We start from the raw sequence: 19,121 nt of genomic DNA, 5'->3' as shown, positions 1-19,121 counted from the left end.
TATGTCCCATAAAATTGAAACCAAAAATGTACATCTTCATTATGGCGACTTTCATGCATTGAAGGGAGTCAGTATCAACATACCGGAAAAAACGGTCACCGCGCTTATCGGCCCATCAGGCTGTGGCAAGTCAACTTACTTGCGACTATTTAACAGAATGAACGACCTCATTGATAATGTTAAAATTGGTGGAGAAATATTAATCGATGGAAAAGATATTTACAATATTCCCATTTCTGATATAGACAAATTGAGAAGAAATGTTGGGATGGTATTCCAAAAACCAAACCCATTTCCAAAAAGTATTTTTGAAAATGTTGCTTATGGTTTACGCGTCAATGGAATTTCAGATAAAAAGTTTATTGAAACGCAAGTTGAAAAAGCATTGAAACAAGCAGCACTATGGGAAGAAGTCAAAGACAAATTGAAAAAATCAGCTTTCGAATTATCAGGTGGACAGCAGCAAAGACTTTGCATCGCCCGCGCTATGGCCATTGAACCTTCTGTGTTATTGATGGACGAACCTGCATCTGCTTTAGACCCAATATCAACGGGAAAAATTGAAGAATTGATTTACGAACTGAAAAATAATTTTACGATTATTATCGTGACCCACAATATGCAACAAGCAAGTAGGGTTAGTGATTTTACAGGCTTTTTTTTATTGGGTGAATTAATTGAATTTGATGAGACTAAGAAAATTTTCAGAAACCCAGAAAAACAGCAAACTGAAAACTACATTACCGGCCGATTTGGGTAATCCTCTTAAATGATTTATGATATGTTACATGTTGAAAATGAAATCCAGGAATTAAAAGATAAGCTCATCACCATGTGGGATGCAGTGATTAATCAGCTTGAAAAAACACAACAGGCACTTGATACAGGTGATCGCGACATGGCCTTAGCTATCCAGGCGGCTGAACGACGCATTAATGCTTATGAATTAAGTATCGACCGCATTTGCGAAGATTTTATCGCACTCCTGCAGCCCGTTGCATCTGATCTAAGATTTGTTCTGACTACTTTAAAAATAAATACCAATCTGGAACGCATTGGTGATATTGCTTGTGGCGTTTCCGAATTTATTTCAGATCAGGACACAGAATTCAATCTTGAGATTATCAAACATATGGAAGCAGACAAAATGCTTGCATTAGCTCTTGAAATGGTCAAAAATTTACGGGAGGCATATATTTTAGAAAATACCCTGAAAGCCCGTACCGTGTACAAACGAGATCGCATGCTCGACAAAATTAATGATGTAGCCAGTTACAGAGCCATTGAATGTTTGGACAAATTTCCAAATCTCAGACGCGAAACTTTACACATCTTGTCTATCGTCAGAAAGATAGAACGCATCGGCGACCAAGCCAAAAATATTGCCGAAGAAATCATTTTCCACATCGAAGCAAAAGTGATTAAACACAAAAGAAAAGAAAAGGATAAGGAGGAGTGAAGAAGATAGAAAAAAGGCTTAAGACAAAAGAGATAAGGCTTAAGGTCAGACTTCATTTGTTTGCGCTTAAGCCATTCAGAAAATTCTTAAATTCTGCTTAAGACAAATATAAAGTTTGGAGCTGGTAATACCGAATCTAACTAACATACGTATTTATCGGTATTTAAATTTAAACTGTAAAAAAAGCAATATACTATTCGCTCATTGCTCTTATGAATCTTTCAAAAAAAAATGATAAGCTAATATTCCTTTAGCCTTCTACCTTTTTCCCTTTAGCCTAAAATAATCTCCCATCTACCCAACGTTTTAAGCCCTAAATACGTCTTATACAAAAAGCACGTATGAAAACAACAATTTTAAGATTTGCTTACCTACTCATCATTGGACTCAGTTTCCAATCCTGCCTTAAGGATGAATGTACCCACGAAGTTGAATATGTAGAGTGGTCTCCAGTTTACATGTCCTTGGATGAAATGAGAAATGAAATAAAATTAGCTCTTCCTAAAGAAAACAAGAACCCCGGAAAGATCTACGTTTACAACGACTATCTGCTCATCAATGAATTTAATGAAGGCATCCATGTCATTGATAATTCCAATCCCCAGGCGCCTGTTAATAAAGGATTCATCGCCATTTCCGGAAACATAGACATGGCGGTTTCAAATAACATCTTGTACGCAGATAATTTTGCCAATCTTTTATCGATTGACATTCATGATTGCTTAAATCCCAAACTCGTTGATTTTAAAGCTGCACTCTTTAACCTGTATGGTAAAAATTCAGATGGGAAATATCTTGTAAAATATAAATCCCAAATCGTAAAAAGAACCCAAGCCTGTGGAGCCTATCCGGATATATTTTATGAAGGTGATTTTGTTTTAACAGCCGTAGGATCCAAAAAAACCGGACCAAATGCCAATACACCCGCCCGAAGTTCAGGTATCGGGGGGTCTTTTGCAAGATTCACAATCCAGGGCGACTTCCTGTATATCGTTAATCATAACGAACTGAATACTTACTCCATAATAAACCCATTTAAACCTGAATTAAAATCATCGCAAAAAGTTGCTTGGGATATAGAAACTATTTTTCCGCATGACGAATATTTATTTATCGGCGCGCGCTCGGGAATGTACATTTTCAGCATTGAACAGCCTGCATCGCCTTTATATCTTTCTAAATTTGTACATGCCAATGCCTGCGATCCAGTGTACGTCGATCAGAATCTGGCCTATGTAACATTGCGAAGTGGTACAGAATGTAACGGCTTTACTAATCAACTTGAAATCATAGATGTTCGGGACCTCTTGAAACCATCCTTACTCCGCAAACATGATATGAAAAACCCACATGGCTTATCCGTAGATCAAGATCTTATGGTCCTCTGCGAAGGTGAATACGGTTTTAAAACCATGCAGTTATTGCCTGATGCCCAAATACATGAATATGGCTTATTTAAATCACATGCAGCATATGATGTGATCATGTTGTCTCCTGAATTGGTTATCATCATTGGCAAGGATGGACTGTACCAATACAATTTGGAAAATCCTTCTCAACCCAAATTATTAAGCAAGATTTAATATTTTGATTATGGTTCCGTTTGCCACAAAATTAACCACAATCCATGCGCAGATCTGATGTTCGAGATAAAATGGGATGCCTCAAATTATACATCCTTTTCCTTTTTTTGGTTTCAGGACTTGGAACGGAATACTTAATTGCGAAACAGACTTACCAGAACTTCCAAAAAGGACTTATGCTTCAGAGTCATCTAAATAAAATCAAGCCTATAAATTGTACGGTTGAGCAATTTGAATCCATTTCTCACGAAAACGACTCACTTCCAGAGGCAGCCAAAAAACGTTTTTGGTATATTCATTTGGGCCACCGTTTGACTTTCAGTAAAGATCGATCTGCTTCCTTCGGGAATTACCTCAACATGGGCCTGAAGCTGAGCTCAGCTATCGAAGTAGGTTTGAGCCTGGGCCATTCCGACCTGAATTTATTTCCGGATACCCGTGTTTATCCCATCTACTTTCATACATTCTGGACTCCCGGTCGTTTTAAAATAAAACCGGTTTTTAGTTTGGCGATCGGGACAAACCTGATTAAAGCCCCTGAAAATTTTTATTTTTGGGATCAGCCTCAATCAAGTGCGGACAATGGATGGTATGGACATGCCGAAACGGGAGTGTCTTACAATTTTGCAAGAGGTGAACGCATCCGTTTCTTGTTTGGCCTTCAATTTCATCAGTTTGCAGTAAGGTATAAATTCAATGAATCCTATGCCGAAACCTATAAACATAAATTGACAAACTTTTATATAAGCATATCGTTAGGAATTTAGCATGAAGTAGCAATGTGTTAAAAACGAAAGATCATTCAAATATTGAGGAATTGATTGCAGGCTGTAAACAAAACAACAGAACCTGCCAGGAATTGCTTTATAAATACTTTTTTAAAGAATGCTACGACTATTGTTCATGGAGGATAAAAAATGATGATGAAACCATGAGCGTAATCAATGATGCCTGGCTTAAAATTTTCAAATCCATACATCAATTGGAATCTATTGAAAAATTTAAATCCTGGGCTTTTACAATACTTAAAAACACAAGTTTAGATCATATTCGAAAAAACATGCCGGACTGGGAGATTTTGGAAAATTTGGGGGATGTTTCAGTTCCAAAACAACTACCATCAGATCAGGTCTTTCTTAATATTGATATGGAGCGGATGCTCAAAAAATTGCCCGAAACAACCCGAGATGTATTTGTTCATTTTGCGCTGGATGGTTACGCACATGAAGAAATTGCCCGAAAATTTAATATAACAGAAAGTACTTCTAGATGGCATGTTGCCAATGCAAGAAAAATTTTACAAAAAATCTATTGGAAAGAAAATGAATAATTTAGATAAAAACCTGGACAAATTAATGGAAGAAGGCTGGTTGCATTTGCAAACAAAACTCGATCAACAGATGCCCATTCCTGAAAAATCCAAGCGCAAAAAAAATTTTCTTCTTTGGCTTCTCTTCGCCGGATTTATATTCTCAGGTGCATTTGCATTGAACCATTTGTATCCTAATTTATTCAAAATGGAAACAAAGGAATCAGAACAGATCAGTATCAAGAAAAGCTTGCCTGTTCTAGCAAATAATGAACAAGCCCTTAATGAAAAATCAAGTAAGCTATATGCACCAGGCAAATTGGAATTAAAAGAAGTCACCTCTCAGTTCATCAATAAACAAAAATATTCGGGAAAGAAAAATCAACAAACTATTTTACCTGAGAAAAACACTGCGCTGGATCAAAGCGCTCCTTATGCTGATTTAAAGCCGAATGCGCCAGGAGTAATAATCGGGGATCAAAATTTTGAAAATGAACCGGGATATGCCAAGAACGCAATAATTGAATTCTCACACGCCATTGAAAATCTACCTGTTCCAATTTGTCCGGTAACCAATTCATCAAAATCTAATTCAAAACCTATATACTCAAGTTACAATTCCCTCATCAAAAAACAAGCATCCAAAAATTGGAATATCGCGGCAGGCTCTCATTTAACTTACCTGGCTTCAGATCAATCCTTTGGAGGAGGTCTGGGTATAAATTTTTCTAAAAAAATCTCAAGCATTTTGAGTTTATCTACAGATGTATCATTCACCAGGTACATCAGAAAAGAAATTGAATCAAACGATTTCAATACTTTACATAAAATAAACAAAGATCTGGAATCATTCAATTTGGACCATCAAGGTTTCATAGCATACTCCCGGACCGGAATGCAGGAATGGAATATAAATTCCTCGCTTCATTACCATGCTCACGACGCTCTTCGATTCTCTGGCGGCATTGGTTATGCATATGGTCTATTTCAATACGAAGGAGTATATCTCGATCCGCTTACTGCATTGCCAGGCAGTACTTTTGAAAAACTGAAAATTCAAAAACATATATTTCAGCTTCACGCTGGAATTGAATATGTCTTTCATAAAAAATGGACTCTTTATTCAAAAACATTTTTTCTTGAAAGTTCGGGCAATTTCAAAACATCTCCTCAAATCAAAAACCAATGGACGCTTGGTGTGAATTATAGCTTATAGAGTCCCGACATGAAGAAATTATTCAATAAAAAAGTTGATGATGATGACGGGAGGATGATGGGGAAGGAATTATGGAGCAAAACTACAATGGATATAATAACTAATATTCGTTAGGTTCTAGTTGATTTAAGTGTCTTTAGTCTTTACGCTATCATCCAAAATCTATACTCCAATTTCCAATCATCATGAGTCTGTTATCCTTTGCTTTTATAAGTTCCATCAAAATACTTCTGATAGACATCACTCCAAAGATAATGCGCTATTTTCCGGCCCATGTTTAGACCTTCGATGTTATCTGCCTGTATGTGATAACCACCCAAAACCCTTGAAATTCCTGCCATCTCGGCTGTTGCGGTAAAAGTGGGTAAAGGCAAAGAAACAGGATCCCCAGGAGTTTCAGTAATGATTCCGCAAATTCTATTTTCAGTTACACCAAAATGATCACTACCCGTAAATAGTTCCAATATTTTTGCACAAGCAGCACTTACGGTACTGTGTCCGGATACATAAGCCGGAAATGGAGGAGATACAAAATCTGCGGGAGAATAAGGATGCCAGCGATCTGCTGTAATGTCTTGCGTTCCTTTATCCGGGCCACCCCAGCCTTTGATCTGCTGCCCTTTATAGTAATGCCTAACAAGCGTCCAAGGCCTTGCACTGTCATAAAATCTTTTGGTTTCCCAGCAAGCAATAAATGCATCCATAGCAGTAGTTCCTACTACAAAATAAAGTTTAACATCGCGATCCAAATCATTTTGATCGCGTTGCGAAACCATTTGGGAAAAACGCAACCAATGTCCAGCTTGGCCTGTAGACCTTGGCCCATCGCGCATAAATTCTATAGTAGATTTTCGGGTGTGATCCAGATTTGCATTAAAATCAATACATTCATCTACTTCTTTTTTAAGTTGTTCACTTCCCACTTTAGGATATTCAGGAGCCCTAAATTGCGAAGAAGATAGGAGCCCGAAAGGTTTTACCCGATACCAATGCGGTGTAAGAAAATTGACTAAAAAGGTGTCCCCATTATTTTTTACGAAAGGCAGTGGATGCCAGCGATCCGGATCAATAACTTTTTTATAGGTATTGATGGGTTTATAATAAGTATAATCAGAATAGGGTTTTCCGTCAGATCCCAGTTCATTTCCCAATTGATTGGATCCGTCGTTGTGGCGAAATTTTAAAAGTTCTTTGGCCACTAGATTTCCAATACCCTCGGGTTTAGTTCTATCCAATGAATAATTCTTAGGATCATAACCCATTTTTTGAAACTCGTCCAGGATTTGCTTTTTATCAAGTGGATATTGGTCGATTAGTACATGAAGCATTGCATAACTGATAGCTTTCTCTTTATTCTTTGTTGTTCTTTCTGCTGCAGGCCTTCGCAATTTTCCAGCAAACAGGCTGTTAACGGCCTTCGCATCATAACAAGCCCATGCATCATACATAGCAGTCATGGCGATACCTAATTGCCTTGCCTGAATTGTTGGCTTGGCGCCATATCTGTCTACGTCATTTGCTGTGATTTCTAATGCTATGTCCAACCATTTATTGGCCAAACTAGGCTTGAAATTCTTTTGCTTGGCAGCTTGTCCAAAAGATACCAGATTCATAACAGTAAATATTACTGCCAATAGTAATGTGCGAATATTCATAAGTTTTATTAATTTTATTTCTGTTGTTGTTTTGTTTAAAGTCTTGAAATTTTAACACCGGATGTCTCCAAAAAAAAACTCAGTCATCCAAACCCCTGCAAAACCTTGATATAAATTTAGATGACTGAGAACGGGTTCCAAAACTATTTGAAATCACTAGAGAAAATTCCGAAGATCGTTAAACCAAAACCGATAGATTCAGATACATCAACGTTTGATGAAATCTCATGATAGCTCAAATGTAGAATACCTACACAGCTGTCAAGAACTGAATATGCAAACACCTATATAAAATGGACAAAACCGCCATTATTTTATTTAAAAATATTTTGTTCCATGAAGGATGTGCTAATTTTGGCCGCAGTATGACGCTCAAATGTTTAGTTGTTGATGATGATCCATTAATAGGGGATTTAATAAAACACTTTTGTTCTAAAACTGACCAAATTCAATTCTGCCTGGTGGCAACCACTGCTTCAAATGGTTTGAATCTGTTGAGTTCCAGTGGGATAGATGTAGTTTTTCTGGATTACCATTTGCCGGACATGAAAGGACAGGAATTTCTCGAACGGATGCCGGACAAAATACCAGTGGTCATGGTAACCAGTGAAGCAGATTTTGCTGCCAAAAGTTACGAATACGACCTCGTCGTTGATTTTCTGGTAAAACCGCTTAGTTACGATCGTTTTCAAAAAGCCATTCAAAGAGTGCTCCTTTCCAGTAACGAAGGAGTGAAATCAGCATCCCTAGAAGATTCCATATTTGTGAAAGACGGCACCAAATGGGTTAAAATTGAATTTGACAAATTACTTTACATAAAATCTGAAGGCAACTACTCCAATTTTCTAACGGAAACAGGCCAAACCATGAGTCTTATTACCATGAAAGACCTTGAAACCAAATTACCTAATACCTTCATCAGAGTTCATCGATCCTATATTGTGAATGCCAAAAAAATTCAGATGATCAATCAGGATGAAATTACCATTCATGGCAAAGAAATTCCGGTTGGCGAAAAGTATAAAACTGATTTACTTAAATGGGTGAAAGAACTATGATCTGTTAACCAAATAAATCTCTTCATTCTTTCATCGCGAACTAGAATGGCAGCTATAATTTTTAATCCTACTGAAAAGTTGCGATACTACGAAAAGTAAAAGGCCCATTTAAAGCAATTGCAAATATCCATGAAAGGAAATCTATATATCCGCAATTTGCTGTTTACCGTTTTACAACCTGGCATTGTTGTAGGGCTTTTCCCTTTTTTAATCATTCAATTCTATAATATTCCTTTACCGTCTATTGCATTGGATGTGCCGGTATTATTGCTCATACTTCTGTTTATTTCAGGATTCCTGATACTCATGTATTGCATATACCTTTTTATTAAGTTTGGTAAGGGAACACTATCACCATTTGACCCTACGCAAGAGTTGGTAACTTCAGGGCTCTACCAATATTCACGCAATCCGATGTACCTTGGAGTTATAACCATGTTGATCGCTGAGATTTTCCTCTTCAAATCCAATGAACTCGGCATATACAGCCTCATCATATTTATCATTTTTAATGGGTTCATTGTTTTACATGAAGAACCCCGATTACAAAAAGAATTTGGAAGTACATATGCAGAATACAAAAAGAAAGTACGCAGATGGCTTTAAAATGAACAATCTGATACCAAAATTAAAAAATGCATATTTGGATTATTGACCTATCTGCTATTCACTTTCTCCTGAAATAATTCTATGCAATACTGAAATCCGAAAATGACTTTTGACTGGTCATTTTCTATCGAATCAGTTTTTAGGGTGAGCTGTGTTTTGAGATCGTTCATTGCCTTTTCAAGGCTAAATAAATTCAACAAACGCATACTATTTGCCAACCGATGGACAATGCGTTCATACTCCTCATTGTTTCTGTCTTTGATCGCCTGATCCATTTTAGATGAAAGATCCTTCCACTCCCTAAGTAAGAGTTCCAATGCTTGTTCAGACTTTGTTGAATCCCCATCATACTGTTCTGAAAGTTGATCCAGAGCAGGCATTTCGAAGTACCTATGATAAATTGCGCGCTCAACTGTACTTAACAATTGATCCGGTGTGACTGGCTTTTGCAAAAAACAATCAATTTTTCCTTCAAATACTTTCGCAACACTATTGGTGTCGTCTATAGCTGATATGATGACCAGGATACCATCTTTCTCCAATTGCAATTTCACCTGATCAATAAAAACTGAAAAATGACTTTCTGTAAAATTCACATCACTCAGAATCAAATAATATTTTTTTCCTGTCTGAAGGAATGATTCCGGAGATGTATATAAATCTACAGTTACACCGATCTTCTCGAATATATGCTGATAGTAAAATATATTTTGAGGATCATCATCAATACATGCGCAGGAATAGATGAGTTGTTTAAGTTGTCCTGTTGATTGACTGATGACCTTATCTTGCGCTGTAGCTTTTTTAAACTGTGTAGGCAAATGGAATCCAAAACAAAGCCCCGTTGGAACATTTCGGGTAATTTCCAATTTTGTTTTCATCAAACCAAGCATCCTGATGGCAATCGGCAAACCAAGACCCACATTCTGAATCTGTCTGGATTTTCCTGTGACTGGTTTTAGTTGTAAAACGTTGTAAATGTTTTCATCACTCATACCTGGCCCTTGATCCGATATTTCAAACCAAAGTTGATTTTGGTTTAAACTTTGAACCCTAAGCCTTACTTCATGGTTAGCCGGGGAGTACCTAATGGCGTTGCTCAATAAATTATTAAGAATCTGACTCAATCGAACTGGATCAGCTACAAAATACTCTTTATTTAATCGATTTTCAATATCAAGGTTTAGCTTAATTTTCTTTTGGCTAGCTTCAAATAAGTGGCCTTTCATTATTTTATCCAGATAATCTTGTATTTGTATATCCTTTGGATTCAAATTAATTTGATCATTTAATAATTTCCGATAATCCAAAACATCATTAACAAGTGTTAGTAAATGATCCGCACTAAACTTAAGGTTGCGAATGAATGCATCCTGATCATCTCTGGGTTGGTTTTGCTCCAGCATGTTGACCATACCCAAAATGGATTGCAGCGGATTACGCATTTCATGACTCATGTTCTCAATAAACTCCTGTTTGGCTTTATTCGCTTCATCGGCTTGATTTTTGGCCAACATGAGTTCATTTACATAATGGTGGATTCGCGAAGACATCTCTTGAAAGGATTTGGCTAAATCTCCAATTTCATCATTGCGGTCAATATTTAAATTGACGATATTGGGGTTGTTACCAAATGCCGTTATACTTTTTGTGATCTCACTGAATTGCTTAGCTTGTCTTCGCGTCCAATAAATTGCAATAAAAATGGAAGCCAGGATAAATAATAAAGTGATATAAATGATATTCAACTTCCATTTATTAAAAACTCCGAGTAAGTTTTCCTGAACAGAACTTAGGGTAAAATACAAAGGGTAATTTTTTCTCGGGTAATTAAATTCAATGATAGACTCGCCTGCATTCTTATCGATATAAGCTTGATATTGACTGGCAAGCAAAGGTGTTGAAGACCAATTTTGTCGCACATCAGAAATCGCGATGTTAGGGAGCTGGTCAAATTCAAATTGGAATACCATGGATGTATCCGGATGAATCAGATAATATCCATCAGGATTGATCAGTTTAAGTTGATTGAATTGACCGGTCACCTTTTCTAATTCCCGAAATAAATAAGTCAAATCGACATTAATAATTACAATGCCCCAAATACGTCCATTGTGAAACATGGGTGTAGCCACGCGCAGAGTGGGCACCACCGGTAATAAAATTTTACCATATTCTTGATTGAGGTTGATCTGCGAAAAATAAATGGAATCTTCCGGCAATTGTATGGTTTCTCTGAAATAATCCCGATCGCCTTTTGTCTGCAGTAAACTATCTGCAACAACAAAGGATTTGTCATTAAATTGTTCAACCCGAATCAATTCCTTTCCTTTGTTTGCAAGTCCAATGAACCGAATTTGAGCATATTGATTTTTAGCACTCAATAAGGCTAAAAACTCATACGCCAATTTTTCTTTTAATTTGATGTTAGCTTCATTTCCAAAAAAATCTTTTAAAAAAGGATTTTTAGATAAATACCAAACATCTTTTCTTACATCATCGAGAAAGGAATTAAACTTGAGTACTGCAGATTCATTATTATGGATCAGTGTAACCAGAGTGTTCTCCATGACCTTTTTAGAACTCAGCTTATAAATAGCAAATCCAAGCGTAGCACTCGTCAATACGAGAAGCACGAAATACACTAAAGCATTCTTAACGGTAATTGATATTCTAGGCATTTATGATTAAGCTTCCTTATTTTGCAAATATAAGTCCGAAAAATGTATTCTATTTTAGGGAAGCAAGACATCATCCTAAAAAGAAGAAGCCGGAGCATCCTCCGGCTTCGTAACAGAAATTAACAAAACTTGAATTAATATTAATCGTACTATTGAATTATGGATTATAGAGCATAGATTATGGAGTCCCGACATGAAGATCTTATTCAATAAAAAGATGATGATGATGCCGTCCCGACATGAAGATCATATTCAATAAAAAGATGATGAAGCTGTCGGGAGGATTATGCAAAACAAACAACCAAGGGTTTTAATTGGCAAAAATGAATTTCCCAGTTTTGAATTAAAACTTATGCGAATAACTCAGATTTAAACTATAATCTGCGAAAGCAGCATCCCCGTGGCGGGCTCCAGTTGGATCTGCTTTGTCGTAGACACTTTTAGTCCTATTGCGATAGAGGGCATAAGGAACCGTCAATGCCAGATTGTTTTGTCCAAATTGATAGGCTACAGAAGGCTCAACTGCGATGAGGTATCCCGGTCTTCTGAATCCCTCGCTTTTACCAATAATATCTTCAGAAGGAATACCCTCAAGTCGCGAACCCAAGCCAACATTAAATTGATGATTCAACATGTAATTGGCTCCTAAACGAACTGCGTATTGGTCAGCAACAGAATGGTAAGCAATTAAAGGATCTGCTCCTACTAAAGTTCCACGTGTCAATGTTTTATTTGTATTCTCAGGATTGAATAAATAAAATGAATTGAAGTAAAGAGACAGGTTATTTGCAATAACCAGGTTAGATTGTAATTCCAAATTAAATCCAACACCCCCATCTCCCAATTGAATCGATTGATCAACAGGTCGTACAAAAGTAGAATCTCCGCCATCTGATTTTTTTCTATGAAAATCATCTGTGACATTCTCATTTCCTGTAGGTAATTTTAAACCTGCTCCTATGCTTAAATTGAATTTTGAGTTCGCATGCGGGTCAGTGACCATGTACAATACGGCTAATCTCAAATCACCAATTCCACTGGCCTGCGTCGCGAAACGTTTTTGCTCGGGATTGGCGGTAGTAGAATTTCCGTAATGCTCATATAAAGAAGATCGATTGTAATGAATGAGTGGAAGGTTTGCAGAAACAGATATTCTGTCTGAGATTCCATAGGTCAAACCCAACTCCAAAAAATAAGAGTCATTGATCACCTCTGTACCATTTTCAACGCGCTCCTTTTCTTCGTGAGAGCCCCTAAAATGTTTGTAAGATTGAAAGTACCTCAAATTAGAAGTAAACATCAGACCGGATTTATTGACACTGGAACCTGAGTTAGTGGCGCTGCATCCCATACCTCTGATGGCAACACATCCTTGTGCATTCACAAATTGTATGCTGAAGCAAATAAAAATCAACACTACTGTAATTGTTGAAAACAGCTTTGTGGGGAATGAATAAGTTAAATAATCGTAGTTTTTTTTCATGGCTGATAATTGTGTTTATGACTGATTAAAAATATTACATCGTAAGCTTCCTGAAATCTATGAGTGGAAGTTGCCAGGTTGATGGCCTGGTTGATTGTTGCGAAGCGCGAGGGTATGCTGCAATGTGAAAAACATAAAGGATCAGCGCTGTAGCTATCAAGACCAGATTTTTGACAATATACTGTCCGGTCAGCGTTAGGGTAAAACTGTCTTGCCAGGTGTCTGCGGGTAAATAAATCAAAGGAAGAAAAGTGGTGATCATCTGCAAACCAAACAAAGCAAATGCAAGGCGGGTAAACTTAGGAAACAACCAAAGCAAACCGATCACACATTCAACGAATCCCAAGAATGGAACAAAAAAGGAAATGCTCACCCAATTGGCGATCGTTTGATGATGTAAATGGGTAATCAATGATTCTGCGGGGGAGATATGAATAATTTTCAAAAAACCAAACCAAAAGAAAACGACAAATAGGGAAAAACGGCTAAACCACAAAATCTTTTCAAGATGTGGTACAGATTTTAAATCAAATGCCTGAGACTTCGCTTTCATATCATTTTGAATTATGTCAATGATTTTATCATCAAATCGCAGGACGAAAGTAGACAGGCTCACAGATGTGGGCTCAAGCATTCCTTGAACCTACTCAAAGAATGTACAAAACGGCTAAAAAAAAGGATGAAGTGATCAACTATCTAGGTTCAATTGGCACAAATAAGCTTCTGCTAAAACGGCTGTTTATTAAAATCGTTCTAATAAATTCGGATAAGTGAAGTTAGATTTGAAATCAGCCTTGAGAAAATTAGGAATTTCAAAATGGGCTTTGTTGGACTGAATATTTAATCAGAATTTACAGGACTAAAAGACTTTATCTGAAGATGACACCATCCCAATTCTGAAAATTCATTAATTCTGTAAATTCTGATTCAGACAGATCGGATATTGAAAATTAATTACATCAAATAAAATACCAGCCAACAACTTCCAACAACTAATGAAAGTAATACAATCGCAAAAAATCCATAAAATGCTGGTTACTCTCAATTAGCTCATACTCTTAAATGAATTAATAAATTCCTGCTAATGCTTTATCCAATGACCACTTGCTTTCGCGAGATTATTTTGATAGAATATATAATTATATGTACCAGGTAATAGCTTATCCAATTTAAAATTATAGCTACCCTGATTTAATTTTTGAGTTTCAAATACTTCTATTCCATCTATATCAAATAATCGCAAGGTAAAATCTGAATTAGCATATTCGAGATTGAAATTAAAAGCATTTTGAGAAGGATTTGGGAATACGGTGACAGCCCAATTTAGATTTTTGTTGAGATCTGTTTGTGCCGTTGGAAAATTCCCTGCGGAATCAATTTTCATCAGAAAAGCAGTCCATTTTCCATTAAATCCCGTACTTTTTGTTCTGGTACCTGAAAGCAGTAATCCACCATCAGCAGTAGCAAAGATCCACGGAAAATCGCGAGCCTGATTGTCCTCAAAATATTTAGTCCAAATAGTGTTGAGGTTTTTATCCAGGCGGCTTATAATTATGGGAATAGGATACGACGGGGCAGGTGGTGGTACTCGTGAGCCAACCAGCCAAATGCTGTTAGGGGCCAAAGGATTATAAAATTCTCCCAGACCAGGCGTTTTATAAGTGTCTTCGGGTAAAGAAACCAGTTTTACCGGATTAAAGGATTTATCATATTTAATCACGGCTCCATTAGCCGGTTTATTGCCATTACAATAGGTTTCTAAAAAAATATAAGAACTGTCATCAGGATGCAAAACCAGGCTGCCCCATGAATCTGTTGTGCAATGTTTTAATGCTTTGTAAAAGACAGGACTTAAATTCTCATCCAAATACATGATCTCATTAAAATCTGTAAATACAAAAGCAGAATCCTTTTTATGATTGGTAAAGATGTATCTGTACAGGGGGTTCAAATCTCCGGGTTCATATATATGGCTGTTTAAGACTTTGCCAGTCGTATCCAGTCGATAAAAAAAACTTGCATAGCGTTTTGTGCTTAATGAATTCGGTTCAACCCAATAGCCAACCAAAAAAGTGGAATCCGAATCCTGCCAGATATTGCCAAAAGCATAACTTCGTTTATCTGTCGTAAATGATTTTTCAAAAATAATATTTAGATCATAATCGACCAAAACCACAGTGGCAATTATATCTTTTAATTCATTTTCAGTACCAACATATCCAAAAAACAATAATGCAATTATATCATTGATTTTTTTGACATTGTATATCCAAAAGGTCGTGTCAGGCCGATTTATTTCTCTGGATTTGAGAAGTGCTCCCTTTGAATTTCGGATTTGTAATAAGGAATTGCGGTTGTATAAAGTATCAACAGACTGATAATGAATAAAAAGGTCTTCATTATTCAATTCGACAGGAAACCTAAAGCTTTCACCTCTAACTATACCCGGTCCTTCGATGATCCAGGCTTGGGAGAATAAAATCAGATTGACGTGCAGGAGAATGCAAACTATAATGAATTTTTTCATATACAAAATTAAAAAGCCGAACGGATAAGTCCGCCCGGCCAATGTGTAAATTAAAATGTTTTTAAAGTGTGCGGATCATAATTGCGCACACCTGTCAGGTATCCAAAAAGCCAGCGATCAATTCTGCTTTCTTCTTCACCAGAAGAGCAAAATCTATTACCTTCACTGGTATGAATGCGGCCAAAACTATACCCTGTCTGAACAAAGTAAGTGTTATTGACAAACATATCTGTTTCGGCTTCATCCAGATGATCATTCATAGCGGTCTGATCTAAACAATAAATATCGTCCAGATCTAATTCACTGCAGTCATTGGTACAACCACTGCAACAACTATTCATCCCCTCTTGGCATTTAAACTGCCATAAGTACTCATGACCGAAAACATCAGTTCTGTATTGATGTCCTGTGATTGGCGCTAAATAATAATAATAACTTTCTTCATTCATATTGTAATTGATAAAGTCGCCGATATCTTTTGCACCATCCCTGGTAGGTGAACTGGCGCAGCGATCTTCAACTGCATACATGGCTTCATAATTACCAGATCCAAATGTTCTTCTTGACCATGGAGAATAAACGGTACCTGTCGCTACTACACTCCAAACCTTAATGGTAACAGAGTTGTATGCTGTGCTAATAATTTCAAAATCATATACAAATGGAGTCTTTGACCCTCCTTCTATACCATTGAAATGCCTTCCGGCAAATCCCTCTGCATCAAGGTAAAGTTGTTCCACATCTTCTTCCTCGACTTCTCCACTGGTGAGCGAAACTACAATAGTCGTATCAGAAGCATCTGTAAAAAAATGTTTGGAAGAAGCATCGCAGTAATCATAATTCAAAGTGCCTTCAACCAGGTCGTTGGCATCTTCAGGTGGTATGGGATCTGTTCGGCCATAAAGCAATTGTCCAAAAGACCTTGATTTCATGCGATCAGAAAAGGCCTTCAATCGGTCTTGACTGATGCGGGTATCCGAAGGTTTGGATAGCTTCGGATACATTTCAGGTGATTGTTTGTCGCAGGATGACATCATCAATAGAATTAGGCTAAAACCAGTGAACCCTAAAATACTTTTTGCACGCGAATAAAGATAATTCAATTCGTGCAAATCAAAAAAACAATAATTTTTCATAGCAGAAAAATTTAAAAAATAAAATAGATTACCCTCATTGACGGATTCAGGAATCCCGTTTGTTCAATATCACCGGTGTGAACAAAAGCAACCGCTCGGCAGAGTTATCCTATAGAGGGATTCAGGCCATAAAACCCTTTACTGCAGCCAGAGCAATTACAACCATTATCCGTAAAAGGATAAACTGAGCTGAATTAAATGCTTGATCTGAATACTAAATAAATTTAGCTTCTTGAGAGATTTCAATTAGGGTTTACTATTAGAAAATATTGACAAAAGTATAACAAAAAAAAAAATACTTTCCTAATTTTTAACAATATATTTTTTAGAAATCTTAAATTTTAACATATCTCTAAAAGTTTAATGCATCAAAGATTTCATTGAAATAGATCGCAATAACTTCAAATGCAAATAGAGAAATTAGAAGTATAAAGTTTTAGTCTTAAAAAGAAGCATATTCTGGAACGAGCAATCACGATCATTTCGGGAGCAGTTTCAATGAAGTTTTCTGTTTAGGCCTAGAAGAAAGATTAAAAGTTGTTCATTTCCATTATTAAAACCAACAAATGTTCGTTAGTTAAGGAAAATAAATACTCGCCACTTTACTTTTTTCTTTTATCAAAATACTACATTCTGCAAATTCACCAATTCTGTAAATTCTAATTCAGACAGTTAAGAAATTTTCAGTCCAGACATGAAAGAACTTATTGTGAAAATAACATGATTATGGTAGGAGCGGTTAACATAAGACTAAAGGCTAAAGGTAAAAGGCTAAAGGCCGCGGACAGAAGATTTAATGTCTGCTTTTATACTTTAAATAATTCCCTGAATTCAATTCGGAAAATTCATTAATTCTGTAAATTCTGATTCAGACAATATGGATTATGAAAAAAAAGCCAGATCTGCAACCTCTGGGGAAAACTAACATATCATCATCATACATGAGTTCCAACCATTCTGAAAATTCTTCAATTCTGTAAATTCTGATTCAGACAATAAAGATTTTTGATCCAAAATTCAATCATAATATTCTACAAAATCATGCAGCTGTTTTCTTTGAATTGCAGGTACTGAAACATCATCTGCAGGAAAGCCAACAGGAATCAATAAAAAGGGTTTTTCATTTTCAGGCCTATGCAATATCTCTTGCAAAAAATTCATGGGACTTGGTGTATGTGTCAAACAAACTAAACCTGCATAATGAATAGCCGCGATGAGTAATCCGCAAGCAAGTCCTACAGACTCCTGGACGTAATAGTTTTTCTTCTTGATTCCATCCACTAAATCATAGTTTTTCCTGAATACAACAATTAAACAAGGAGCCATTTCTAAAAATGGTTTATTCCAATCGGTACCTAATGGAGCCAGATCATCTAACCATTCCTGCGGCATTCTGCCATGATAATTTTCATATTCTTCGGCTTCAGCAGCTTCGCGAATTTTCTTTTTCATTTCTTTATTTCTGACCACACAAAATGTCCAGGGCTGTTTATTGGCACCTGATGGTGCTGTGCCTGCGGTCTTAAGAATAAATTCAATGAGTTCGTTGGAAACAGGTTTTGAAGAAAAATCTCTAACCGTGCGCCGACCATCCATTAAGTTATAAAATCCTTCTGCTCGCAAATACATTTTATCCGGAGCATATAAGATAGGATAATAGGGAATAAAAGAAACATCACTCATTGCTATATAATTTATAAATCTCCCAATTGCGGCCTCAATATAATTTCTTCAACAACTGCGGATGGACTTAATGATAAAATATAAGCCACTGTAGCAGCAATATCTTCAGCCATCATCAGTCGGTCAGCAGGTTCATTAGATCCTTTCCAGGAATCCGACCAGGTTGCTCCAGGCAAAATAGCAGTGACTTTTATTCCGGAGTCCTTAAGTTCCTCACGCAAACATTTACTGAATCCCAATAATGCAAATTTACTGATGCCATAAGAACTTCCTCCCGGATAAGCCTGCAAACTTGCTATGGAGCACATGTTTATAATGAACCCGGATTTTCGCAGCAACATATTGGGCAACAAGAGTCTCGTCAAATGATAGGCACTTTCAAAATTGGTCTTCATTAAATAATCCAAATTGCCATCGGGTTCGTCCATAATATGCCCGGGCATAAATGCGCCTGCATTGTTTATCAGCACATCTACTTGCCGGAAAAGTGAAAGTATGGAAACCGATAAAGTTTTGAGTTGCATTTTATCAGATACATCACATGGAAAATAATGGATTTTAGCCATGGGATTTATTGCAAGCAATTCTTGTTTTAATAAATCCAGATCCCCTTCGTTGCGCGATGTCAGAAAAACATGATGGCCATTGGCTACCAACTTTTTCGCAATGGCATTTCCAATTCCTTTGCTCGCTCCGGTGATGACGATGTTCATGAGAGAATT

At 36.7% G+C, this 19,121-nt stretch carries 16 protein-coding genes; 8 read left to right on the top strand and 8 right to left on the bottom strand.

All coding sequences use genetic code 11. The features are described from left to right. Nucleotide 1: 1 nt before the first annotated feature. From pstB to IPM92_10150, 6 genes are all read left to right on the top strand, one after another. The gene (gene pstB, locus IPM92_10175; GenBank protein ID MBK9108707.1) at nucleotides 2-760 is read left to right on the top strand and encodes a phosphate ABC transporter ATP-binding protein; all 759 of its coding nucleotides are present in this window, start codon (nucleotides 2-4) and stop codon (nucleotides 758-760) included. Between the two features lie 21 nt (nucleotides 761-781). After that, nucleotides 782-1,459 carry a phosphate signaling complex protein PhoU gene (gene phoU, locus IPM92_10170; GenBank protein ID MBK9108706.1) on the top strand — a complete coding sequence of 226 codons (678 nt, stop codon included), beginning with the start codon at nucleotides 782-784 and terminating at the stop codon, nucleotides 1,457-1,459. Nucleotides 1,460-1,800: 341 nt separating this feature from the next. Beyond that, complete coding sequence (locus tag IPM92_10165) at nucleotides 1,801-3,042, top strand: hypothetical protein (protein ID MBK9108705.1); 1,242 nt, start codon at nucleotides 1,801-1,803, stop codon at nucleotides 3,040-3,042. Between the two features lie 44 nt (nucleotides 3,043-3,086). Further along, on the top strand, nucleotides 3,087-3,809 hold the full coding sequence (locus IPM92_10160; protein ID MBK9108704.1) for a hypothetical protein: 723 nt from the start codon (nucleotides 3,087-3,089) through the stop codon (nucleotides 3,807-3,809). Nucleotides 3,810-3,859: 50 nt separating this feature from the next. Then, nucleotides 3,860-4,372 carry an RNA polymerase sigma factor gene (locus IPM92_10155; GenBank protein MBK9108703.1) on the top strand — a complete coding sequence of 171 codons (513 nt, stop codon included), beginning with the start codon at nucleotides 3,860-3,862 and terminating at the stop codon, nucleotides 4,370-4,372. After that, entirely contained in the window at nucleotides 4,365-5,567 is a 1,203-nt protein-coding gene (locus tag IPM92_10150) for a hypothetical protein (protein MBK9108702.1), read from the top strand. Before IPM92_10155 ends, IPM92_10150 begins: the two co-directional genes overlap by 8 nt. Before the next feature lie 194 nt (nucleotides 5,568-5,761). Here IPM92_10150 and IPM92_10145 read toward each other — a convergent pair whose 3' ends face one another. Then, nucleotides 5,762-7,222: a vanadium-dependent haloperoxidase gene (locus IPM92_10145; protein ID MBK9108701.1), complete on the bottom strand. Its 1,461-nt coding sequence runs from the start codon at nucleotides 7,220-7,222 to the stop codon at nucleotides 5,762-5,764. Between the two features lie 293 nt (nucleotides 7,223-7,515). Here IPM92_10145 and IPM92_10140 point away from each other — a divergent pair, with 293 nt between their 5' ends. Both IPM92_10140 and IPM92_10135 read left to right on the top strand, forming a co-directional pair. Further along, entirely contained in the window at nucleotides 7,516-8,280 is a 765-nt protein-coding gene (locus tag IPM92_10140; protein ID MBK9108700.1) for a response regulator transcription factor, read from the top strand. Nucleotides 8,281-8,409: 129 nt separating this feature from the next. Then, nucleotides 8,410-8,886 carry an isoprenylcysteine carboxylmethyltransferase family protein gene (locus tag IPM92_10135; protein MBK9108699.1) on the top strand — a complete coding sequence of 159 codons (477 nt, stop codon included), beginning with the start codon at nucleotides 8,410-8,412 and terminating at the stop codon, nucleotides 8,884-8,886. A gap of 50 nt (nucleotides 8,887-8,936) precedes the next feature. Here the strand turns inward: IPM92_10135 and IPM92_10130 are convergent, their stop codons facing one another. The 7 genes from IPM92_10130 to IPM92_10100 all read right to left on the bottom strand — a co-directional run bounded on the left by IPM92_10130 (nucleotide 8,937) and on the right by IPM92_10100 (nucleotide 19,112). Then, the gene (locus IPM92_10130) at nucleotides 8,937-11,570 is read right to left on the bottom strand and encodes a hypothetical protein (GenBank protein MBK9108698.1); all 2,634 of its coding nucleotides are present in this window, start codon (nucleotides 11,568-11,570) and stop codon (nucleotides 8,937-8,939) included. Between the two features lie 343 nt (nucleotides 11,571-11,913). Next, nucleotides 11,914-13,053 (bottom strand): hypothetical protein, encoded by a 1,140-nt coding sequence (locus IPM92_10125; protein MBK9108697.1) that lies wholly within the window; start codon nucleotides 13,051-13,053, stop codon nucleotides 11,914-11,916. A gap of 34 nt (nucleotides 13,054-13,087) precedes the next feature. Continuing rightward, entirely contained in the window at nucleotides 13,088-13,606 is a 519-nt protein-coding gene (locus IPM92_10120; protein MBK9108696.1) for a hypothetical protein, read from the bottom strand. Nucleotides 13,607-14,134: 528 nt separating this feature from the next. Then, nucleotides 14,135-15,580 (bottom strand): T9SS type A sorting domain-containing protein, encoded by a 1,446-nt coding sequence (locus IPM92_10115; protein ID MBK9108695.1) that lies wholly within the window; start codon nucleotides 15,578-15,580, stop codon nucleotides 14,135-14,137. Between the two features lie 50 nt (nucleotides 15,581-15,630). Further along, the gene (locus tag IPM92_10110) at nucleotides 15,631-16,716 is read right to left on the bottom strand and encodes a hypothetical protein (GenBank protein ID MBK9108694.1); all 1,086 of its coding nucleotides are present in this window, start codon (nucleotides 16,714-16,716) and stop codon (nucleotides 15,631-15,633) included. Between the two features lie 1,017 nt (nucleotides 16,717-17,733). Next, entirely contained in the window at nucleotides 17,734-18,399 is a 666-nt protein-coding gene (locus tag IPM92_10105) for a nitroreductase family protein (protein ID MBK9108693.1), read from the bottom strand. Between the two features lie 11 nt (nucleotides 18,400-18,410). Next, nucleotides 18,411-19,112, bottom strand: coding sequence for an SDR family oxidoreductase (locus IPM92_10100; GenBank protein MBK9108692.1), 702 nt, complete (start codon nucleotides 19,110-19,112; stop codon nucleotides 18,411-18,413). Between the last annotated feature and the right edge of the window lie 9 nt (nucleotides 19,113-19,121).

This window comes from Saprospiraceae bacterium, assembly GCA_016719615.1.
Taxonomy (GTDB): Bacteria; Bacteroidota; Bacteroidia; order Chitinophagales; family Saprospiraceae; genus Vicinibacter.
This window is presented reverse-complemented; position numbering and strand designations above follow the sequence as displayed.

Excerpts from the sequence above, each read along its gene's own strand:
- pstB (MBK9108707.1), top strand. The coding sequence starts at position 2 with ATGTCCCATAAAATTGAAACCAAAAATGTACATCTTCATTATGGCGAC.
- phoU (MBK9108706.1), top strand. The coding sequence starts at position 782 with ATGTTACATGTTGAAAATGAAATCCAGGAATTAAAAGATAAGCTCATC.
- IPM92_10165 (MBK9108705.1), top strand. The coding sequence starts at position 1,801 with ATGAAAACAACAATTTTAAGATTTGCTTACCTACTCATCATTGGACTC.
- IPM92_10160 (MBK9108704.1), top strand. The coding sequence starts at position 3,087 with ATGCGCAGATCTGATGTTCGAGATAAAATGGGATGCCTCAAATTATAC.
- IPM92_10150 (MBK9108702.1), top strand. The coding sequence starts at position 4,365 with ATGAATAATTTAGATAAAAACCTGGACAAATTAATGGAAGAAGGCTGG.
- IPM92_10145 (MBK9108701.1), bottom strand. The coding sequence starts at position 7,222 with ATGAATATTCGCACATTACTATTGGCAGTAATATTTACTGTTATGAAT.
- IPM92_10140 (MBK9108700.1), top strand. The coding sequence starts at position 7,516 with ATGGACAAAACCGCCATTATTTTATTTAAAAATATTTTGTTCCATGAA.
- IPM92_10135 (MBK9108699.1), top strand. The coding sequence starts at position 8,410 with ATGAAAGGAAATCTATATATCCGCAATTTGCTGTTTACCGTTTTACAA.
- IPM92_10130 (MBK9108698.1), bottom strand. The coding sequence starts at position 11,570 with ATGCCTAGAATATCAATTACCGTTAAGAATGCTTTAGTGTATTTCGTG.
- IPM92_10125 (MBK9108697.1), bottom strand. The coding sequence starts at position 13,053 with ATGAAAAAAAACTACGATTATTTAACTTATTCATTCCCCACAAAGCTG.
- IPM92_10120 (MBK9108696.1), bottom strand. The coding sequence starts at position 13,606 with ATGAAAGCGAAGTCTCAGGCATTTGATTTAAAATCTGTACCACATCTT.
- IPM92_10115 (MBK9108695.1), bottom strand. The coding sequence starts at position 15,580 with ATGAAAAAATTCATTATAGTTTGCATTCTCCTGCACGTCAATCTGATT.
- IPM92_10110 (MBK9108694.1), bottom strand. The coding sequence starts at position 16,716 with ATGAAAAATTATTGTTTTTTTGATTTGCACGAATTGAATTATCTTTAT.
- IPM92_10105 (MBK9108693.1), bottom strand. The coding sequence starts at position 18,399 with ATGAGTGATGTTTCTTTTATTCCCTATTATCCTATCTTATATGCTCCG.
- IPM92_10100 (MBK9108692.1), bottom strand. The coding sequence starts at position 19,112 with ATGAACATCGTCATCACCGGAGCGAGCAAAGGAATTGGAAATGCCATT.